This is a genomic window from Sorangium sp. KYC3313 (assembly GCF_052075895.1).
Classification (GTDB): Bacteria; Myxococcota_A; Polyangia; order Polyangiales; family Polyangiaceae; genus Sorangium; species Sorangium cellulosum_B.
This window is the reverse complement of sequence record NZ_CP197255.1, coordinates 9487707-9507285: the sequence shown is the minus strand read 5'-3', so window position 1 is coordinate 9507285 and position 19579 is coordinate 9487707. Positions and strand designations below refer to the sequence as shown.

The 19579-nt window shown below is 69.6% G+C and carries 14 protein-coding genes; 10 read left to right on the top strand and 4 right to left on the bottom strand.

What is annotated here, in order from left to right; genetic code table 11:
• Positions 1–226 precede the first annotated feature (226 nt).
• Positions 227–1621: an IgGFc-binding protein gene (locus ACSRUE_RS35945; protein WP_441287520.1), complete on the top strand. Its 1395-nt coding sequence runs from the start codon at positions 227–229 to the stop codon at positions 1619–1621.
• A gap of 303 nt (positions 1622–1924) precedes the next feature.
• Here ACSRUE_RS35945 and ACSRUE_RS35940 read toward each other — a convergent pair whose 3' ends face one another.
• The gene (locus ACSRUE_RS35940) at positions 1925–2704 is read right to left on the bottom strand and encodes a formylglycine-generating enzyme family protein (protein ID WP_441287519.1); all 780 of its coding nucleotides are present in this window, start codon (positions 2702–2704) and stop codon (positions 1925–1927) included.
• 763 nt (positions 2705–3467) lie between these two features.
• On the opposite strand from ACSRUE_RS35940, the gene ACSRUE_RS35935 reads away from it, so the two are divergent.
• The 5 genes from ACSRUE_RS35935 to ACSRUE_RS35915 all read left to right on the top strand — a co-directional run bounded on the left by ACSRUE_RS35935 (position 3468) and on the right by ACSRUE_RS35915 (position 11888).
• On the top strand, positions 3468–5198 hold the full coding sequence (locus ACSRUE_RS35935; RefSeq protein ID WP_441293164.1) for an OmpA family protein: 1731 nt from the start codon (positions 3468–3470) through the stop codon (positions 5196–5198).
• Between the two features lie 220 nt (positions 5199–5418).
• Positions 5419–7086 carry a hypothetical protein gene (locus ACSRUE_RS35930; protein WP_441287518.1) on the top strand — a complete coding sequence of 556 codons (1668 nt, stop codon included), beginning with the start codon at positions 5419–5421 and terminating at the stop codon, positions 7084–7086.
• A gap of 238 nt (positions 7087–7324) precedes the next feature.
• Entirely contained in the window at positions 7325–9385 is a 2061-nt protein-coding gene (locus tag ACSRUE_RS35925; RefSeq protein ID WP_441287517.1) for a MopE-related protein, read from the top strand.
• A gap of 143 nt (positions 9386–9528) precedes the next feature.
• On the top strand, positions 9529–10152 hold the full coding sequence (locus ACSRUE_RS35920) for a hypothetical protein (protein WP_441287516.1): 624 nt from the start codon (positions 9529–9531) through the stop codon (positions 10150–10152).
• A gap of 605 nt (positions 10153–10757) precedes the next feature.
• Positions 10758–11888, top strand: a complete 1131-nt coding sequence (locus ACSRUE_RS35915) for a helix-turn-helix transcriptional regulator (RefSeq protein WP_441287515.1) — start codon at positions 10758–10760, stop codon at positions 11886–11888.
• 54 nt (positions 11889–11942) lie between these two features.
• On the opposite strand, the gene ACSRUE_RS35910 is transcribed toward ACSRUE_RS35915, so the two are convergent.
• Together ACSRUE_RS35910 and ACSRUE_RS35905 are read right to left on the bottom strand one after the other, a co-directional pair.
• Positions 11943–13328: a KamA family radical SAM protein gene (locus ACSRUE_RS35910; protein WP_441287514.1), complete on the bottom strand. Its 1386-nt coding sequence runs from the start codon at positions 13326–13328 to the stop codon at positions 11943–11945.
• A gap of 245 nt (positions 13329–13573) precedes the next feature.
• Positions 13574–14278 carry a transglycosylase SLT domain-containing protein gene (locus ACSRUE_RS35905; protein ID WP_441287513.1) on the bottom strand — a complete coding sequence of 235 codons (705 nt, stop codon included), beginning with the start codon at positions 14276–14278 and terminating at the stop codon, positions 13574–13576.
• A 212-nt stretch (positions 14279–14490) separates the two neighbouring features.
• Between ACSRUE_RS35905 and ACSRUE_RS35900 the strand changes: the two genes are divergently transcribed.
• Positions 14491–14976 (top strand): hypothetical protein, encoded by a 486-nt coding sequence (locus tag ACSRUE_RS35900; RefSeq protein ID WP_437768699.1) that lies wholly within the window; start codon positions 14491–14493, stop codon positions 14974–14976.
• Positions 14977–15050: 74 nt separating this feature from the next.
• Here ACSRUE_RS35900 and ACSRUE_RS35895 read toward each other — a convergent pair whose 3' ends face one another.
• Complete coding sequence (locus tag ACSRUE_RS35895; RefSeq protein ID WP_437768698.1) at positions 15051–16064, bottom strand: CPBP family glutamic-type intramembrane protease; 1014 nt, start codon at positions 16062–16064, stop codon at positions 15051–15053.
• A gap of 207 nt (positions 16065–16271) precedes the next feature.
• Between ACSRUE_RS35895 and ACSRUE_RS35890 the strand changes: the two genes are divergently transcribed.
• The 3 genes from ACSRUE_RS35890 (at position 16272) to ACSRUE_RS35880 (ending at position 19542) form a co-directional block, all read left to right on the top strand.
• The gene (locus ACSRUE_RS35890; RefSeq protein WP_012235084.1) at positions 16272–16640 is read left to right on the top strand and encodes a hypothetical protein; all 369 of its coding nucleotides are present in this window, start codon (positions 16272–16274) and stop codon (positions 16638–16640) included.
• Between the two features lie 230 nt (positions 16641–16870).
• The gene (gene speA / locus ACSRUE_RS35885) at positions 16871–18814 is read left to right on the top strand and encodes a biosynthetic arginine decarboxylase (protein ID WP_441287512.1); all 1944 of its coding nucleotides are present in this window, start codon (positions 16871–16873) and stop codon (positions 18812–18814) included.
• Complete coding sequence (locus tag ACSRUE_RS35880) at positions 18814–19542, top strand: heme exporter protein CcmB (RefSeq protein WP_437768696.1); 729 nt, start codon at positions 18814–18816, stop codon at positions 19540–19542. The genes speA and ACSRUE_RS35880 overlap by 1 nt, the downstream gene beginning before the upstream one ends.
• The last annotated feature ends 37 nt before the right edge of the window (positions 19543–19579 follow it).

Below are 19579 nucleotides of genomic sequence, written 5' to 3'. Positions count from 1 at the left end.
GATCTGCTCCAACGATCTGAAGAAGATCCTCAGCTGCAATGGGGAGACGCTGGACACGTGCGGGCCGGAAGAGGGGTGCGTCAACGCGGAATGCATACCGGACCCATGCGAAGCGGCGAGGAGGTCGAAGAGTTCGTACGGATGTGACTATTGGGCGCTGAAGACGGCAATGGTGAACAACGGAAGCGGAACATGTTTCGCAGCTTTCGTGGCGAACACATGGCAAATGCCCGTCAAAATCAACGTGCAATACCAGGGGGACGAGCTCACTGACCCTGATTTGCCCTCCGAATTCATCTTTATTCCGGAGACGCAAGGCGCAACGACCACATATCGGCCTTATGTTCCTTCTGAAGGTCTTGGCATTGGCGAGGTGGCGGTCTTGTTCCTTGCCAGGAATCCGTTCGGTGGTACCTCGTCTGACGATTGCCCCGACCCTGCGGTGGCAGCAATTCAGGACGAGGCTGGCGTTCGAGGGACGGGTCGAGGAAGTGCCTTCCATATCTCGACGGACTATCCAGTCGTCGCTTATCAGATGGCTCCGTTCAGTAGCACAGGCGTGGCGCTCTCGTCGGCGACGCTGCTCCTGCCCACGAGCGCGTGGGACAACAACTACCTGGCAATCAACGCCTATGGCTACTCCGGCGCACCTGCGTATGGCTCCCCATCGTTGGACATCGTCGCCTATGAGAATGATACCGAGGTGACTATCTTGCCCCGAGCCAAGATAGAAGAAGGAGAGAATGTGGCAGGCTCAGAAGCGAATGAGCCCGTGACGTACACTCTCGGCGCGGGTGAATTTTTGCAGCTCACTCAGAAAGATGAGCTGACTGGGAGCCCGATCGCGTCAACGAAGCCTGTGGGGGTCTTTGGTGGGCATGAATGCATGAAGGTGCCCGACAATGTAAATGATTGTGATTCCGCTCAGCAGCAAATTGCCCCAGTCCGCGCGACGGGTAATGAGTATGTAGGCGTTCGTTATCGTGGGCGCAATGGGGACGATGAGGAAGCGCCCCCTTGGCGAATTGTCGGCATGGTCGATGACACGGAGTTGACATGGATTCCGAGCGCTCCCGAAGGCGCTCCCACGTCGCTCAAGCTGGGGGAAACATACCAGTTTAATGCGCGGGGGCCGTTTACGGTCAAGAGCCAGAGTCCGAACAACCCGTTCTATCTTGGGGGCTACATGACAGGCGGTGTGCCGTTCCAGAGAGAAGGCGACCCTGAGTGGGTGAACGTTGTGCCTCCGAGCCAATTCTTGGATTATTACGTGTTCTTCACCGACCCGAACTTTCCAGAGACGAGCCTCGTCGTCGTTCGGACGCCTTCCAAGCGAGATGGTTCGTTTGCCGACGTGGAGCTCGATTGCGCTGGGCCGCTCACGGGCTGGGAGGATATCGGTGAGTTCCAGTATACGCGTGTCAATCTCGTCAGCGGGAACTTCGAAGGATTTGCGGACTGCTCGAATGGACGCCGCGAGATGATTAGTGAGCTTCCGTTCGGTGTTACTGTTTGGGGGTGGGGCGCGATCCAGAACCACCAGTTGGTCTCATACGCCTATCCTGCAGGGGCCGGCTTTCAGCCAATCAACGATGTTGTTGTGCCCCCGACGGTTCAGTGAGAGGCAATGTTGCTGTCAGCTCTTTGACTGATGCTCATCGCTGTGTGAATGGTGGCCGTCCTCGCATGATCTGCCGAGCATCGAGACGGCCATCGCCAGCGTGAGCCGAACCCACCGCGACGGCCATCAGGGGGGCGGAAGCCTGCGGCATGATCCTCGGGCTCGATGACTTCGCCGACGCAGAAGGCTGCCGCCGGCGGCCGGCCCGAATGCAGCGGAACGTTCGCGTCAGCATCTGTCCGCGGCTCTCGTAGGAGGTGTCGACGCTGACATCCGAAATCTCTGCCTCATGGGCCGGCTTTGTCACTCAGCCTGGATCTTTCTGGCGCAGCGCACGCCCTGGGTCCGGGTTGTGCGATCTTCCCTGTTTCTGAACGCTGTATCGTAGAGCGGAGCGATGGCATTCCCACCGCGAACCACGTATCCTGTTGAGCCCGAGCAGCGCTGGTTCGAGCAGTCGTCGCACGGCACCGGATAATCATCGCTGCAATCCAGAGTCCACTCTGAGACGTTTCCTAGCATGTCGGCGGGGCCCCACCTCGCATCGCCGGACGGCGAGAACGAGCCAACAGGCAGGAACGCGGCGACGCTGCATCCGCTGGAAGAACCGTTCCCTCTGCACTCATTGGCAGCGAACCCGCGCTCCCTCGACGCACCCCACGGATACATCCGCTGCTCCGCGCCGCCGGCGGCGGCGTAGTTCCACTCGGCCTCGGTGGGCAGGTAGCCCCCGTCCCATACGCAGAATGCGAAGGCCTCATACCACGTGACGCAATGGATCGGCCGGTGTTCGTTGGGGCCCGGCGCGGCGGTCCAGGTCGGGTAGTAGTCGCATTCGAGCTGTGCTTTGAGCTCCTCGGTGTTTGCAGAGAGCGACGATGTCCAGTCGAAGCGCCACCCGCTATCGGTCACGCCGGGGCGCTCCCCGGCTCGGAGCGCCGGGGGATCCCTGCGCGTCCCCTTCAGCGCCTCCACGAACGCCCGGAATCGCCCTACCGTGACCTCGTATCGGTCGAGCCCGAAGTCGCTGACGGTGGCTGGATAGCTCTCATCATTGCTCCGGTCGAACGTTCCTCCCGGCACGACGTCAGCGGCGCAGCAATCCTTGTCCCGGTCGGCCCCGCAGCTCAGTCCCGTGCCAGGCGCGTCGCCGCCCTGGCAGCTCGTCGGGACGCAGATCCCGTCGCGGCACTCCGGGAACGGCGTCGCGCACGGCGCCTCCTCGACCCATGCGCCCCCCTCGCATCGCCGCGGCCTCTCACCGGAGCACCCGCGTTCGCCCTCGGTGCATGGTATGCATCGGCCCTTTGCACAGACTGGCGTCTCTCCACTGCAAGGCCGCTGGTGAACCCACTCCCCATCTGCGCACTGCCGGGGCGCATCGCGGACGCAGTCGCGCTCGCCGTGCGCGCAACCGCCGGCGCCGGGGCTCGAGTCTCTGTCGCCACCGGCCTCCGCCTCCCCCGGCGCTCGCCCGCGGAGCGTCCTTGAAGGCGTCAAGCCCGAGCACCCGGCCGCAGCTCGTCATCCCGGGCCGCAATCGCCAGCGGAGCCATCCACGCGCCCGCGCCGTGGCCCGTTCGCCGCTTTTTCACCTTGGCCACGCAGCCCACGCTACACACCGCGCTGAAAACGCGGTAGCACCGCGTGCCAGCCCAGCGCCTCAACCCCGCGCGCCCCGGACACAGCCGCCCGCTTCCGCCGCGGTCCTCGCACCTCCTGGTTCGACCCAGGAGACATCCTCCCCCGGCCCGAGTAGTCTCCCGCCCGGACGCCGGCCCGCATGCGGCGGAACGCCCGCGTCAACCTCGTTTTTCGAGCGTTGCTTGGAGGACAGCTCACCGTGATGGATCGACGAAACCTGCCGGGCCGTGCGCCGCGACGCCCGTCGCGCCTTCGCTGCGCGCTGACCGCAGCGGCCCTGGCCGCACCGGCCCTCGCCGCGCTGGCGCCCTCCGCCGCCCGCGCGCAGGATCGGACCTTCTACCTCGATCGCCTCAGGATGGCCGGTGCCCCCGACGACGGGATCGGCGTCTGGCGCCCGCACATGGGGGAACGGACGCGCTTCTTCGGGCAGCTCGGGCTGGGGGTGTCGGTCCACCCGCTCCGCGACGACAACTACGTTGACAACCTCGCCATCGAGGAGCGGGTCGAGGGCGACGGGCCCGTCACCTCCCAGCTCATCACTTACCTGAACGCGGGTGTAGAGATCCTCGGCCGCGGCGCCCTCCAGGTCTCGTTCCCCATCGTCCTGTTCCAGGACGGCAACCAGACCTACCACCGCGAGCTCGGCCTCAACCAGAGCGTCGACCTGAAAACTGCCGCCCCCATGGACCTCCGGATCGACGCGCGCTTCGTCGCGCTCGAGCTCGACGAGCGCCGCTTCCGGCTCGGCGTCACCGGCGCGGTCTTCGCGCCCATCGGCAACACGTACGCCTTCGCCGGCGACCGGGGCGTGAGCAGCTCGTTCGGCCTCGGCGCCGAGTACGACTTCAAGGATTTCGTCGTCACCCTGAACACCGGTGTCGCCATCCGGCCGCGCGTGCAGCTCCACGAGCTCGTCGTCGGCAGCGAGCTCACGTACGGCGTCGGCGGCTACGTCCCGCTCCTCGACGGCAAGCTCCGCCTCGGGGCGGAGATCTTCGGCTCGTTCGGCCTCCTCAAGGAGACCGCGGGCGAGCTCGATGCCTCGCCCATCGAGTGGCAGCTCAACAGCAAGATGTTCCTCACCAAGGACAAGGCGGTCTACGTGGGCGCCGGCGTCGGCACCCGCATGAGCGGCGGCTACGCGCCCGATTTCCGGGGGGTCGCCCTCGTCGGCGGCTCGTTCGGCATCGCCGACTCCGACGCCCGTTCGCCCGGCTTCAACTACGTGATCACGGCGGAGAAGGACACCGACGGCGACGGCTACCCCGACGTCATCGACCTCTGCCCGGAGGACCCCGAGGACGGCAAGCAGCCCAAGCCGAGCGACGGATGCCCGGACATGCCCGACCGCGACGGCGACGGCATCCCCGACGTCGTCGACAAGTGCCCGGACGACCCCGAGGACATGGACGGCATCGACGATCGCGACGGCTGCCCCGAGGAGGACGCGGACCAGGACGGCATCCCCGACGCCGAGGACAAGTGCCCGAAGGAGCCGGGGCAGGTCGTCGTCGAAGACCCGGAGAAGAACGGCTGCCCCTTCTACATCCGCAGGATCACGGGCTCCGCCGAGATCGAGATCATGAAGCAGGTCGAGTTCGAGTTCGACAGCTCCAGGATCCTCCCGCAGAGCTATCCGATCCTCGACGAGGTCGTGCGCCTGCTCAAGGCGAACCCCGAGATCAAGCTGCTCAGCATCGAGGGGCACACCGACAACCAGGGCACCATCGACTACAACGACCGGCTCGCGCACAACCGCGCCATCGCGGTCAGGGTCTACCTGATCAACAAGGGCGTTCAGTCGGAGCGGCTCACCTCCATCGGCTATGGCTCCCGCCGGCCGCTCGTGTCCAACGACACGCCGGAAGGCCGGCAGCGCAACCGGCGCGTCGAGTTCCATATCAAGTCGCAGACGATCGAGGGCCGGTAAGCCCCAGCCGGAGCGGCCGGCCGATCCTCCCCCGAGATCAAGCGGCGTTTGCGTGCACGTGCCCCGGCATGCGCACGCAAACGTCACCGCCGACTGGGTTCGGCCCGGCCACGCGGGCGCGTCCCACGCAAGCGCGCTCCCGGGGACCGGCGTTCAGTCGTCGCGGCGCGCGAGCCGCTCCTCGCGCAGCAGCGGAGGGAAGGGGAGCGCCACACTTCTCATGGAAATGCCCGGTTCGAGCCCGTCCGACAGCGATCCCACGCCCCGGGCCGGCGCGCCCGCCGCCCCGCCGCCCCGACCTCCCGGCGCGGAGGCGCCTCCCGCGGTCGGGAGCGGGAATCGCTGGCCCTGCGACAGGGCGTTCGTCGCGACGTTCGTGCTCCTCGCCGTCGCAGCCATCGTACCGATATGGCGGGTGCGGTTCCTGCCGCTGCTCGATCTGCCGAACCACCTCGCGGCCGTCCATATCTGGCACAGCTTCGATGAGCCGTGGACGCGCTTCAGGGACTTCTACGAGCTCAGCCTCCGTCCCGCCCCCTACGGCGCCTATCACATCCTGACGCACGTGATCGCCTATGGCGTCGGCCTCGAGAACGCGAATCGCGTCGTGCTCTCCGGTTATGTGCTCGCCATCCCCGCGGCGGCGCTCGGCTGGGCGCGCCAGACGCGGCGCAGCCCCTGGCTCTCGGTCCTCACCTTCCCGCTGGCCTTCACCCTCTCCTGGGCGTGCGGCTTCCTGCCGTTCCTCGTCGGCGTCGCGCTGCTGCTCGCCGGCGTGGTCGCGCTCGACGTCTACCTCGATCGGCCGAGCCCCTTGCGGGGGGCCGCCGTCGCGCTGCTCAGCGTCGGCTGCGGCCTCAGCCATCCGCTCATCCTCTTCGGCTATTACGTCTGCGTCGCCGTGCTGATGCTCTGCCACCTGCGCCGGTGGTCGCGGATCGCCGTCGCGCTGCCGCTCTTCGCGCCCGCCGTCGCGCTCGTCCTGTGGCAGCTCGTCGCCTTCAAGAGCCCCATGGTCGATCTGCGGAGCGGCCCGCGGTTCCAGGGCGTCTGGGTGCCATGGCACGAGATGCTCCGATCGTTCCCCGAGTACACGCTCGACTCGGTGTCGGGCGATCTCGACACCCGGGTCTTCTGGGTGCTCGTCGCGGTGGCGTCGCTGCTGGGCCTCGCCGGCGTCGCCCGGCGCTTCCTCCCTGGCCGCAGCCTTCCCGCGCGCGAGCCCGCCGCGCCTGCCGGCTCGTTCCTCGACCGGCTTCACCGCCATCGCTCTCTCGCCCTCTGCGCCGCGATGGCGACCTGCTATTTCCTCGTGCCGCTTCACCTGGCTCGCCCGTTCGACTGGTGGTTCGTGAGCGGACGCTTCTCGCCGTTCATCTGCTTCTTCGGCTTCCTGGCCATCACGGCGCCGCTCCAGGGCCGCTCGCGCCTCCTGATGGCCCCCGCCGTGGCGGCCGCGCTCGTGCTGCCGCTCCACCTCTCGGAGAAATACGCGCGCTTCGACGAGCGGGTCGCGCCGTTCGCCCGGATGGTGGAGCGGATCCCGCCGGGCGCCGAGGTCCTCTTCTTGACGCTGCCTCCACGGACCGATGAATCGCTGATCATCGAGGGCACGAACCACTTCTCCTCGTGGGTGCAGATCATGCACGGGGGCTTCAGCGCGGACGGCTGGCACAACGTGGGCTTCCCCTTCACGCTGAAGCGTCGCCTCCCCGCGCCGCCGTCGAACCGTGGTGAGTGGTTCAAGCCGGATGTCCATGGCGTCGCGTACGATTACGTGATCCTCCGGAACGAGCGGCCGGATAAGCCGGTGTTCACCGCGGCGCACCCCTCGTTTCGCCGGATCGAGCGCGATGGCGCCTTCACGCTCTACGAGCACACGCGTTGAGCGACGCCCCGGTCGCACCCTCCGCTCGGCACAGCCGAGCGCGCCGTGGTCGTGTGGCGCGCGTCGCAATGCGCGCCGTGGTCGTGGGGGGCGCGTCGATGACGATGACGTGACGTTCAGGCGAGGCGCGTCCTCCCCGCCGATCGGCCGTCGTTCCAGGCACCGACCGGGTAGTCTACGATCCTTGCGGTCGGCCGCCCCTCGGGTGCGTCGCGCCGAGGAGGGGAGCCGCTTGCCGATGTCGACAAGAACCCGGGCAGTCCGTCGCCGCCCGCTGGCCTGGAGCGGAGGGCTCGCCGCCGTGGTCGGGCTCGCGCTGGCGTCCGGCGTGGCGCCGTCCTGCGCCGGCGCGGCAGGCCCCGACATCCCGCGAGGCGCCGGAGGCGAGGGCGCTTCCGGCTGTCCGGCCGGCTGCGCCGCGGACCCGAGCGCCCCGCTGTGCGACCGGGAGACGGGCGACTGCGTGGCCTGTCTGCCTGGCCCTCTGGCGTGCCCGCCCGGTCAGGTTTGCGATCCCGAGGCGAAGCGCTGCGTGGTGGGCTGTGAAGCCGAGTCCGACTGCGCAGCTCCGCTCACCTGCGATCCCGCGAAGCACGCCTGTGTTGCCTGCATCGTCGACGGCGACTGTCCCCTGGGCGCGCTGTGCGCCGGAGAGGGCGAGTGCGTTCAGGGCTGCTCGGCGGCGCACCCGTGTGAGAGCGGCGCGGCGTGCTGCGATGGTGTCTGTCGGGACCTCCAGGCGGACGCGCTGAGCTGCGGCGCCTGCGGTCGCGCCTGTCCGGAGCTCTCGCACGCCGGGATCGCCTGCGTCTCGGGCGCGTGCGCGCTCACCGCCTGCGAGGACGGGTTCCTCGACTGCAACCACGACCCGGCGGACGGGTGCGAGCACGACGAAGCAGCGCGCGGGCCCTGCTCGTGCGCGCCGGGCGACACGAGGGTGTGTTACGAGGGACCGCCGGGCACCGAGGGGGTCGCTCCCTGCGCCGCCGGGGTCTCCACCTGCAGGCCGAGCGGCCTCTCGTGGGGGCCGTGCCTCCACCAGGTGCTGCCGGCGCTCGACGTGTGCGCCGACGGCATCGACAACGACTGCGACGGCGCCGTCGACAACCCACCCGATCGGGACGGCGACGGGTGGACGATCTGCGACGGCGATTGCTGCGACTCCCCGGCGGACGGGTGCGGCACCCCGGCCCTCGTGAACCGCGGCGCGTTCGAGGTGGCGGGAAACGGGATCGACGACGACTGCGACGGCGCGGCAGACAACATCGCGCCTTGCGACGCCGGGCTCACGAGCGACTCGCCGGCCGCGCTCGATTATGCGAAGGCGATCGACCTCTGCGTCACCACGACGGCGAGCCCGCCGTCACGCTCGCAGCGCACCTGGGGTGTCCTCTCCGCGAGCTTCCACCGCGCCGACGGCGCGGGCGCGCCGGCCGCGGCCCAGCGCTCGATCCGCCAGGGCTTCGGCTCGGGCATCACGCCGCTCCGGGGCGCGCGCTTCGCGGTGCTCTCGACCGGCGTCGCCGCGGCCGAGGCGGCGCCGAACGACACGAGGCCGAGCTTCGCCCCGTTCCAGGGCGGCCAGGACATGGGGACGTCGAGCAGGGTGCCCGCGGACTGGCTCGGCGCGAACGGTGACAACCTCCCGAACGCGCCCGGGTGCCCTGACCCGCAGGGCGGCGCGACAGCCTACGATCCCGTGATGTTGAAGCTGCGCGTCCGCGTGCCGACGAACGCGAGCGCGTTCAGCGTCTCGACGTTCTTTCTCTCTTCCGAGTATCCCGAGTGGGTGTGCAGCCGGTTCAACGACTTCTTTCTGGCGCTCCTCGACTCGACGTTCGAGCCCTTTCCAGGCGAGACGGCGAACCCGGCGGACGGGAACCTCGCCTTCTATGACCCGCCGCCTGCCGGGGCGCCGGTCTACCCGCTGGGCACGAACCTCGCGTTCGGCGGCACCGGGCTCTTCGCCCAGTGCGTGAACGGGCCGACCGGGTGCGGCGGCGGCGCCACCCCCGGTACGACGACCACCTGCACGAGCATCACCCAGCTCCGCGGGACGGGGTTCGATGCCGCGAGGCCGCCCGCCCAGTTCGGAGGTGAGCCCGGCTGGTGCGGAGCGAGCGAGCTCGCGGGCGGCGGGACCGGATGGCTGGTCATGAACGGCAATGTCAACCCGGGTGAGATCATGGAGCTGCGCTTCGTACTTTGGGACACCGGCGATCCCTGGAACGATTCCGTGGCCCTCCTCGACAACTTCCAGTGGTCGACGTTTGCCTCGACGCCCGGCACGCGCGAGTGAAGCGCCGCGCGGGACGATGGCGCGCGACCGCAGCGGACGGACGGCGACCCGATTACACTGCGCGGCGCACAGAGGACCGCGGCACGCATCCCTCGGCCTCGCGCTCGTCAGGAGCGCTTCCGTTCATCACCCAAGGAGACTGCATGAGGAGAACGATCACGCCGCTCGCGCTGTTGCTCGCGAGCCTGTCTTTCGCCACGCTCGGCTGCGATAGCAAGGGGAGCGACGCGACGGCCCCCGGAGCGGTGGCCGAGGGCAAGCCGACCGAGAGCGCCGCCCCTGCGGCGACGACGGCCGCGCCGGTGGCGACCGCGGCCGTGCCGGCGGCGGCGACCGCCGAGCCGACGGCCGCTGCGTCGGCCGCGCCGGCGGAGACAGCCGCGGCGACCGCCGAGCCGGCGGAGACGGCCGCGCCGAAGGCGACGGCCGCCGCGGCCGCGGGGCCAGCGTCGACCGGCGCCGCGCCGGCGGGCGAGAAGAAGTTCGAGTGCGGCGCGAAGGGCCAGAAGATGTGCCCAATGCAGGCCTGGATGAAGAGCACGATGGCCTCCGCGACCTCGAGCGGCGACGCCGCGAAGATCGCGACGGCGCTGCAATACGTGGCCAGCAAGCCGCCGCCCGGCATGGGCAGCTGGGTGGCGATCACGAAGGCGGGCATCGCCAAGGCGAAGGCCGGCGACGTCGACGGCGCGAAGGCGAGCTGCAAGCAGTGCCACGACCTCTACAAGGAGCAGTACAAGAAGACGATGCGCGATCGTCCCTGGTGAGCCGCCCGCCGGCGGCGCGGCGGATCCGCACCGGTCCGCGCCGGTCCGCGCCGCTCGCCGCTGCGTCCCCGCGGCTCGCCGCGGCGAAGTTCCCGTAACCGAACGGCATTTTCGCGGGCACACGGCGTCGTGGCGAGCGCTGAGCGCCGCTTCCGGGCGCGCCGCGCGCGGCCAGCGTCGCCGCCGCGCGCCCGCTCGGCGATCGCTGCTCGGCCGGCAGGGCGCGGGACAAACATCTTGGACGGGAGGGGGTGATGCGATACAGCGCTGAGCTGATGGCGCGCGCTGTTCGCACAGGCCCTGGGGGTGCCCATGCGCCTGCCACCGCGTCCACTCGCGCGCGGGGGGCCGGCAAATCGAGCGGAGCAGCGGCTGCTCCGCGCCCGCGCGGCGGCCAGACCGCCGACCCGTTCTCGAGCGGCGCGACGCCGCCCTCCAAGCCGCGCGCGGGCGCGGCGCCGCGCCTCACCGGCGACGCGGCCCTCGACGTCAGATCGAGCACGGCGGCCCCGAGCGTGCGCCCTCCAGCGGCCCCGAGCGTGCGCCCTCCAGCGGCTGCGTCCGCGCCGAGCGTGCGCCCTCCAGCGGCCGCGTCCGCGCCGAGCGTGCGCCCTCCGCGGGCGGACGCGGGGGCTCCTGCGGCCGCCTCGAAGAGGCCTCCTCCGCCGGACGACGACGACGATGACGACGTGCGGGGCGGTGCGCAGCGCGGCCGGCCGCGCGGCCCGTTCACCCAGCACCGGCGGCTCGACTCGCTGCGCAGCCTGCTGCAGAAGCACCCTGCAGGCCTGACGATCTACGATCTCGCGCGCGAGCTCAACGTCACGCCGCGCTCGCTCCGGCGCTACCTTGTCGAGGTCAAGCGCGAGCTCGATCTCGTGTCGGTCGCCACGCGCCCCGGGGGCCCTCGCCTCTGGCGGCTGTCTCCGAGCGAGGCGCCCCGGCGCGTCGAGGTGCGGCGGACGCAGGCGTACGCCCTGCTCGCCGCCCGCCGGCTGTTCGAGCCGATGCGCGGCTCGACCCTGTTCGAGGAGATCGACCTCGCCGCGCAGCGCCTCCTCGGCGTCGCGCGCAGGCCCGGGCGCGGCCCGAACGCCGGCGTCGCCGACGCGCGGCTGGAGGAGCGCTTCCTCTATCTCCCGTTCGCCCCGAAGGACTACGCCGCGCGCACCGAGGAGCTCGACGACCTGTTCCAGTCCGTCGCCGACCTCCGCCCCTTGCGGTGCCGCTACCGCCGCTCGCGGGACGGGCGCGAGGAGCGGGTGCTCATCCACCCGTACGCGCTCGTCCTCTACAAGGACGCGATCTACTGCGTGGGCCTCCACGTGGGGCGCGGCGAGGTGCGCACGTTCCTGCTCGATCGCATGCGCGACACGGAGTGCGCGGTCACCGAGCGGTTCGAGCTGCCCCCGGATTTCTCCATCGACGACTACTTCCAGGGCCAGTTCGGCATCTGGCGCGGGGGCGAGCCCCGGCGCGTCGTGATCGACTTCGACGAGCGCGTCACCGAGTTCGTGCGGACGCGCAAGGTGCATCCGTCTCAGGAGCTCACGCCGCTGTCCGGCGGCGGCGTGCGGCTCACGATGCTCATCGGCGACATGACGGAGCTCGCGACGTGGGTCCTCGGCTTCGGCGAGACCGCGCGCGTCGTCGAGCCGCCCGACCTCGTGGACCGCGTGAAGCGCGAGCTCGCCGGCGCGCTCGCCCGCTACGAGGAGCCGCCGGCCGAGGCCTAGCTCCGCAGTCCAGCGATCCCGGGTGGGATCCCTGACCCACGGAGCTGGCCCGCCTCAGCGCGAGGCCTGGAGCGCCTCGTCGATCATCTTCTGGTGCTCCGCCGGGTCCGCCCAGCGGGCGCGCCCCTCGGCCGGGAGCAGATCGATCGGATCGAAGTACGTGTACCGCTGCCCCGGCTTGACGCTCGGCGCCTCGAACACCGAGATCCCGGTCGTGCGGTCGTAGTGCTCGAACGAGTGCGCGTCGCGCTTGCCTCCGCCGCCGGGCGCGTCGACGACGAACGTCGGCGTGTTGAACCCGGCGGTCGAGCCGCGCACGTGCTTCTCGATCGTGAGCCCGGTCGCCAGCGTGGTCCGGAGGTCCTCCACGCCGCGGACGAGGTCGTGGATGTAGACGTAATAGGGGTGCACGTGCACGTGCCCCAGGCGCTTCACGAGCAGCTTCATCGTCTCGGGCGTGTCGTTCACCCCGCGCTGCAGCACGGACTGGTTCCTGACCGTGATCCCCCGCTCGAAGAGCTTGTTCATCGCGTCGCGGGTGACGCCCGTGATCTCGTTCGGGTGGTTGAAGTGCGTGTGGATCACGACCTCCTTGTGCAGCTTCCGGCCGAGCTCGACCGTGCGCGTGACAGCGTCGATCCACTCGTCGTCGGTCAGGATCTTCTGCGGCATCACGGCCGGGCCCTTCGTGGCGAGGCGGATGCGCTGGATGTTCGGCATCCTGAGGAGCGTCTCGCCGATCGCGCCGAGCTGCTCCGGCCGCAGGTTGTACGCGTCGCCGCCGGAGACGACGATGTCCTCCAGCTCGGGGCGCGACGCGATGTACGCGTACGCTCGCTTCCAGCGCTCCTCGTCGACCTTGAAGTGGGTCTTCTCGACCTCCTCCGTGTCGATGCCCACCGCGTAGCTGCGCGTACAGAAGCGGCAGTACACGGGGCACGTGTCGAGCGGCAGGAAGAGCGCCTTGTCGGCGTACCGGTGCGTCAGCCCGGGGACGGGCGCGTCCGCGCGCTCGTGCAGCGAGTCGAGCCCGAGCTTCGGGTGATCCGGCAGGAAGCGCGAGGCCAGCGGGATGAACTGCGTGCGGAGCGGATCGCCGTACGGATCGTTCCAGTCGATTAGAGAGAGCATGTACGGCGAGACCCGGACGCTCATCGGCGCGTGCGCGAAGCCCTCGGTCGCGTCCCGGATGAAGTCGTCCGACACCATCCCGCGCAGCGTGTCGAGCAGCTTGTCGGGGCGGGTGATCGACTTCTTCGCCTGCCACCGGTGGTCCATGAACTGCTCGTCGGTCACGTCGGCGTAGGCCGGGATCCTCCGGAAATCGGGCAGCTCGAGCAGGTTCGCGTGCTGGAGGGACGCCGGGTCCACCGGCGGCTTGAGGGGCGCGATGTCGTGGCTTCGCTTGCTGAGTTCGATGAGGCTCGAGGTGATCGTCATGTCGTGGACCCTTGCTCGCGCGGAGCAAAGAGAGCGTCGAGGGATGGCCGCGTGCCTGCGCCTGCGCGTCTCGGGGCCTGCCCGGGAGAGGCTGCGGCAGCGGTTCCTGGGAGCGTAGCATCGCGGTACCCCGCCCGGGGGCGATGTGCGCCGCTTGTCGCCGAGCGGCGCCTCTGGCGGGCGGGCGGGTAGTTGGTTGGCTGGCTGGTTGGCTGGCGCGCGCGTGCGCGCGGCGGGCGAGCCGGTCAGGGCTCGATCGATGCGACCGTGGTGTCCCGGGTGGTGCGGTAGCGCGCGTAGTAGGTCCGGACGCGCGTCACGTAGGCCTGGGTCTCTTCGTACGGCGGGATGCCGCCGTGCCTCATGACCGCCCCTTCACCGGCGTTGTAGCCGGCGATGGTGAGATCGAGATCCCCGTTGAAGAGGTTGGCCAGGATGCGCAGGTACCGCGTTCCACCGAAGATGTTCTCTCGCGCGTCGAACGCGTCGCGCACCTGCATGCGGAGCGCGGTCTCTGGCATCAGCTGCATCAGCCCCTGCGCGCCGACGGGCGAGACGGCCCGTGGATCGTAGTCGCTCTCGCACTTGATCACCGCGCGGACGAGCTCCTCGGGGATCTGGTAGAGCGCGGCGGCCTGCCGGATCCACGCGTCGTAGCGGCTGAAGCGCTCGAGCGATTTGTCGCTCGGCGCGACGGGCGTCACCCCCGCGCGCGTCGTCGAAGAGCGGCGCCCGTCGCCCTTGATGTACAGCTTGAACCGCGCGTCGCCGCTGGGGCGGTTCGCGAAGTGCACCGTTCCATCCGCGTCGGTGTACGTGAAGATGTCGGCGAGCGCGCTGCCCGGGTGCAGCGCGAGGACGGCGAGCCCGAGCGCGGCGGCGAGGGCGCGCAGGGGCACGCGAAGGGAAGGCCCGGAGGTCGACGGGGCAGGCATCTCTCGGTTCAGCATAGGTTGCGATCGTCCGCTCGCGCAAACCGCACCGTATCGGCGGAAATCGTGCCGGTGGAATCGGAGGAAGCTGAAGCTGGATTGGAGAGCAACGCTTCGGGCACGCGCCGTCATTCCGAGGACGCCGTCGTGAGGCGATCCGGCGCGCCGCCCCCCGTCGTGGAAGCTCGGTCTGGTGAGCACGTCCCGGGCGCTGTAGTAAGGCTGGCGCCATGGAAATCGGCTGGCGGCATGTGCTCGCGGGGGTTGCGGCCCTCTTCATCCTGTTCCTCGTCGTCAAGATGCGCCCTGCCCGGCGGCGCCGGGACGCGCTGAGCGCCGAGGTGCAGGCCGCGCGGGAGCGCGCGCGGCGCGCCGCGACCCCGCGCGAGCGGGCCGAGGCCCTGTGCGACGCTGGCGTACAGGCGATGCACGGCGGCCGCCGCGCGACAGCGGCCGTGGGGTTCTTCGTGCGCGCGATGCGCGCCGACCCGACCTCGGCTCGGGTCATCGAGCTCGCGAGCGGCGCGCTGGCCAAGCGCAAACCCCGGCTCCTCGAGAAGATCCTCTGGCGGAGGCTCGCGGTGCTCCCGTGGGACGGCGAGCACCGCGACGCGGTGCGCGCGGCCGCGGGCGGGCTGGAGGCGCTCTACCGGCGCGGGATCCGTGACCGCAGCCGGGCGGAGATCATGCGCAAGCTGACCCGGACGCTCGGCTGAGCCAAGGCGCGAGGGCGCGTCATCGGGCGCGCCGCCGGCCGGCCGGCGAACATGTCAGAAGACGTCAGGAGACGTCACGTCCCCCAGAACGTCCGCGGCAGCGCGCCGCGGTTCGACAGCGCGACGAGGTCCATGAGCAGCGCGATCGTGACGTGGACCAGGAAGCCCGAGTAGATGCTCTTCGTGCGCATCGCGAGCGAGCCGAGCGCGATCCCGGCGACCACGGCGCCGGCCGCCTCCAGGTACGGCTTGCCGAAGTGGATCATGCAGTAGGGGACGATCATCGCGAAGATCGCGCCGGAGCCCAGCGTGTGCCGCAGGCCGGCGAGCCAGAAGCCGCGGAAGAAGATCTCCAGCGCGAAGAACTGGGCGAAATACATCGCCTCCCAGGCGATGAGGTCGAACCAGGAGCGGGAGGACTGCTTGTAGAACGGGTAATAGGTCCCGAAGTCGGGCGCGCTCGCGACGACGAACACCGCCGGGACGACGACGGCGAGGCAGAGCAGGTAGATCCACGCGTGCTTCGCGAGCCCCCGGACGCGCAGCCCCATGTCGAGCAGGCTGTCCTTCGGGAAGCAGGCCTTCCACGCGACCATCGGGATGGCGACGTAGCCGAAGACGCGGGTGAACGACCACCAGACGTAGCCGTAGAGCTCGTCGTAGCGGCGGAGCGAGATGGGCAGCAGCGTCCCGGCCGGCGAGAGCGTCTGGGCGAGCTCGAGCTCGCGCAGCCACGGCCGGATGTGCTCGTCGTAGACGGCGCGGCCGCCGTAGTACTGCTGCAGCATGAGCACGACCGCGGTGATGGTGAACAGGACCGCGGGGCGGCGGTCGTAGCCGCCGGCGGCGAGGGTGCGCCGCTGGTGCTCGTGGGCCTCGACGTCGAGCTCCCGCCAGGTGCGCCGGAAGAAGAGCCAGAGGACGGGCGCGAGCGCGATGAACGCGACGACCGGGAACAGGGCCTTGAGCACGGTGCTCCCCAGGGCCGACGAGGGCGCGGCGAGGCGGGAGCTGACGTCCGAGAGGGGCGGCTGCAGCGGCCGGAGCCGGTCGACGTGCGCCACGAGCCAGCTCCCCAGGTTGAGCATCGGCGCGCGTGTACCACGATCCGCGGCCCAGCACAGCGGCGACGCTCGGGCGACGCGGGATCTCGACCGCCGGCGGCGCCGCCCCTCCGCAGCGCGGCCTTGCGGCGCCCCGCCCCGACCTGCTAGATCGCGCCCTTCTTCTAAAGCCGCGCGAGTCATCTCGCGCATGTCCGGCGCAGGCCTCGCCTGCCCGTGGGAGTCTCAGCAATGGCCAGCAAAAATCCGCTTGCGATCGTGAAGGAGCGCTTCGGCGACAAGGCGAAGCTCGTCGAGGCCGTGAAAGGGTTCGCGACCGAGGACCTCTGGCTCGGGCGCGTCAGCTCCGATCGGGGCGGTACGAAGGGCCTGGATCACGTCTCGAACGCCAAGCTCCTCCGTCTCCACGCGACGTTCAGCGTCGTGAAGGAGAAGTTCGGGACGCGGGCGAAGCTCATCGACGAGACGTTGACCGTCCTGAACCGGTCGAAGGACCAGGGGTACAGGAAGCGCCTCGAGGCGTACCCCGTTCCGCGCCTCTACGATCTCTACCAGTCCGCCTCGAAGCGGGCGAAGGCGGCCTCGAAGGCCCAGGCCTGAGCGCGCGCTGCTCGGAGCCCCCCTCCCGCCGGTCGTGACCGGGCTGCCTGCCCTTGAAGGTCAGGCGTTCCTATCGTAATGAGCCGCGTCGCCAGCGCGCGGCCTCCCGCCGTCCTGCGTCGGACCGACGATCTGACGTCCCCCCTGATGAGCCAGAAGCCCCCTCGTGGGGGCCCTCCCAGAGAAGGTGTGGGCGCCGCCGGCCGCGGCCCCCGCCAAGGAGAACGACCGTGAGCAGCGCGCACGAGACCGATACCGACGTCTGGACGACCGAAGACGCCAAGTCGCTCTACATGATCGACCGCTGGGGTCGCGGCTACTTCGACGTGAGCCCGAACGGCAACCTCACGGTCGCGCCGCTCCAGGAGCGCGGCAGCAAGATCGCGATCCGCGACGTCGTCGACGCGGCGCTCGAGCAAGGGCTCCGCACGCCGCTGCTCATCCGCTTTCAGGATCTCCTCCATCACCGGGTGCGGGCGCTCAACGAGGCCTTCAACAGGGCGATCGCCGAGAGCAAGTTCCGCGGGACCTACCGCGGCGTGTTCCCGATCAAGGTGAACCAGCTCCGGGAGGTCGTGGAGGAGATCCTCGACGCGGGAAAGACCTACCACTACGGCGTCGAGGTCGGCTCCAAGCCCGAGGTCTTCGCCGGCCTGTCGGTCCATAGCGACCCGGAGTCGCTGATCGTCTGCAACGGCTACAAGGACGACAACTTCATCCGGACGGCGCTGATCGGGCGCAAGCTCGGCAAGAAGGTGATCCTCATCGCGGAGAAGCTCTCCGAGGTGCGGATGATCACCCGCGTCGCCAAGGAGATGAACGTCGAGCCGATGATCGGGCTCCGGGTGCGGCTGCTCACCGAGGGGGCGGGCAAGTGGAAGACGTCGGGCGGAGAGAACGCGAAGTTCGGGCTCTCCACCGCCGAGATCCTCGCGGCGATCAGGATCATGGACGAGGCGGGCATGAGCTCCTCGTTCAAGCTCCTCCACTTCCATATCGGCTCGCAGGTGCCGGACATCCTGATCATCAAGCGCGCCGTGCGCGAGGCGACGCGCTACTACGCGAAGCTCCGCAAGATGGGGCAGCGCATCGAGTACATCGACGTCGGCGGCGGGCTCGCCATCGACTACGACGGCTCGCGCTCGACCTTCCACTCCTCGATGAACTACTCGGTCGAGGAGTACGCGCGCGACATCGTGCACAACATCGCCGACATCTGCGACGAGGAGCGGGTGCCTCACCCCAACATCGTCTCCGAGTCCGGGCGAGCGATCGTCGCGCACCACTCGGTGCTGGTCGTCCAGGCGTTCGGGTCGATCGAGAAGACGCCGATGTCGCCGATCGACATCCAGACCGAGGAGCACAAGCTCATCCAGAACCTCCTTTACATCAAGGACAACATCTCCGGGCCGAACCTCGGCGAGTCGTGGCACGACCTCCTCCAGATCAAGGAGGAGGCGCAGAAGATGTTCGAGCTCGGCCTCCTCAACCTCGACGTGAAGGCCCGGGTCGAGATCCTCTTCTGGGAGATCGCCGAGGCCATGCAGAAGATCGCGTCGTCGCTCGAGCCGGAGGAGGTGCCGGACGATCTGGGCGAGCTCCGCAAGCAGCTCGCCGACCAGTACATCTGCAACTTCTCGGTGTTCCAGTCACTGCTCGATCACTGGGCGCTCGGCGCGCTCTTCCCGATCGTGCCGATCCACCGGCTGAACGAGCGCCCCGCGGCCGACAGCACGCTCGTCGACATCACCTGCGACTCCGACGGCAAGGTGAGCAAGTTCATCGATCTCAACGACGTGAAGGACACGCTCCCGCTGCACCCGATCTCGGGCGACCAGCCGTACTACGTCGGCATCTTCCTGACCGGCGCGTACCAGGACATCATGGGCGACATCCACAACCTCTTCGGCCGGGTCAACGAGGTGCACGTCTTCCTCGATGAGGACGAGGAGAGCGGGTACTACATCGAGGAGACGATCGCCGGGAACAAGATCCACGAGGTGCTGGCGCTGACCCAGTACGACAACCGCGATCTCGTGGGGAAGGTGAAGGCCCAGGTGGACGGCGCGATCAAGCAGGACCTGCTCAAGCCGACGGAGGGCATGCGCCTCCTCGCCGACTACGAGCGGGGGCTCAAGGACCAGACGTACCTGAGCCTCACCTCCCCGACGTGATGTCGGAGAGCACGGCGCCCGCGGTCCGCGCGTCGCTCCCCCGGCGCCGGCCCGGCTGGGTGCGCCAGGCGGCGCTCGTCGCGCGGAAGGACCTCGCGATCGAGCTCGCCACGGGCGAGATCGTCACCACGAGCGGGTTCTTCGCGGTGCTCGTCGCCGTGATCGCGTCGCTCGCGTTCTACGCGGGCCAGGACGCGGCCGAGCGGGTCGCGCCCGGGGTCATCTGGGTGAGCGTGGCGTTCGCGTCGGTGCTCGCGCTGAGCCGCACGTGGCAGCGGGAGCGCGAGGACGGCGCGCTCTCGGGCCTGCTCGTGCTGCCCATCGCGAGGAGCGCGCTCTTCGCCGGCAAGGCGCTCGGGCTCTGCGCGTTCGTGATCGCGGTCGAGGTGATCATCATCCCGGTCGCGGCGCTCCTCTTCGCGGTGGATCTCGTGAAGACGGGCCCGGGGCTCGCGCTCTTCTGCCTCGCGGCGACGCCGGGCATCGCCGCGAGCGGCACCCTCTTCGGGGCCATGACCGTGCGCACCCGCGCCCGCGACCTCGTGCTCGCGAGCGTGCTCTTCCCGCTGCTCGCGCCCACGCTGCTCGCCGCGGTCGCGGGGACGCGGGAGCTCTTCGGCGGCGCGTCGATCGGCGAGCTCACCGACTACGTGGCGCTCATGGGCGTGTTCGACGTCGTGTTCCTCGCGGGCGGGCTCGGCCTCTTCGATCTGATCATCGAGGGCTGAGCCGCCGCGCGCGGGTCGATCTCGACGCGCGCGCCCG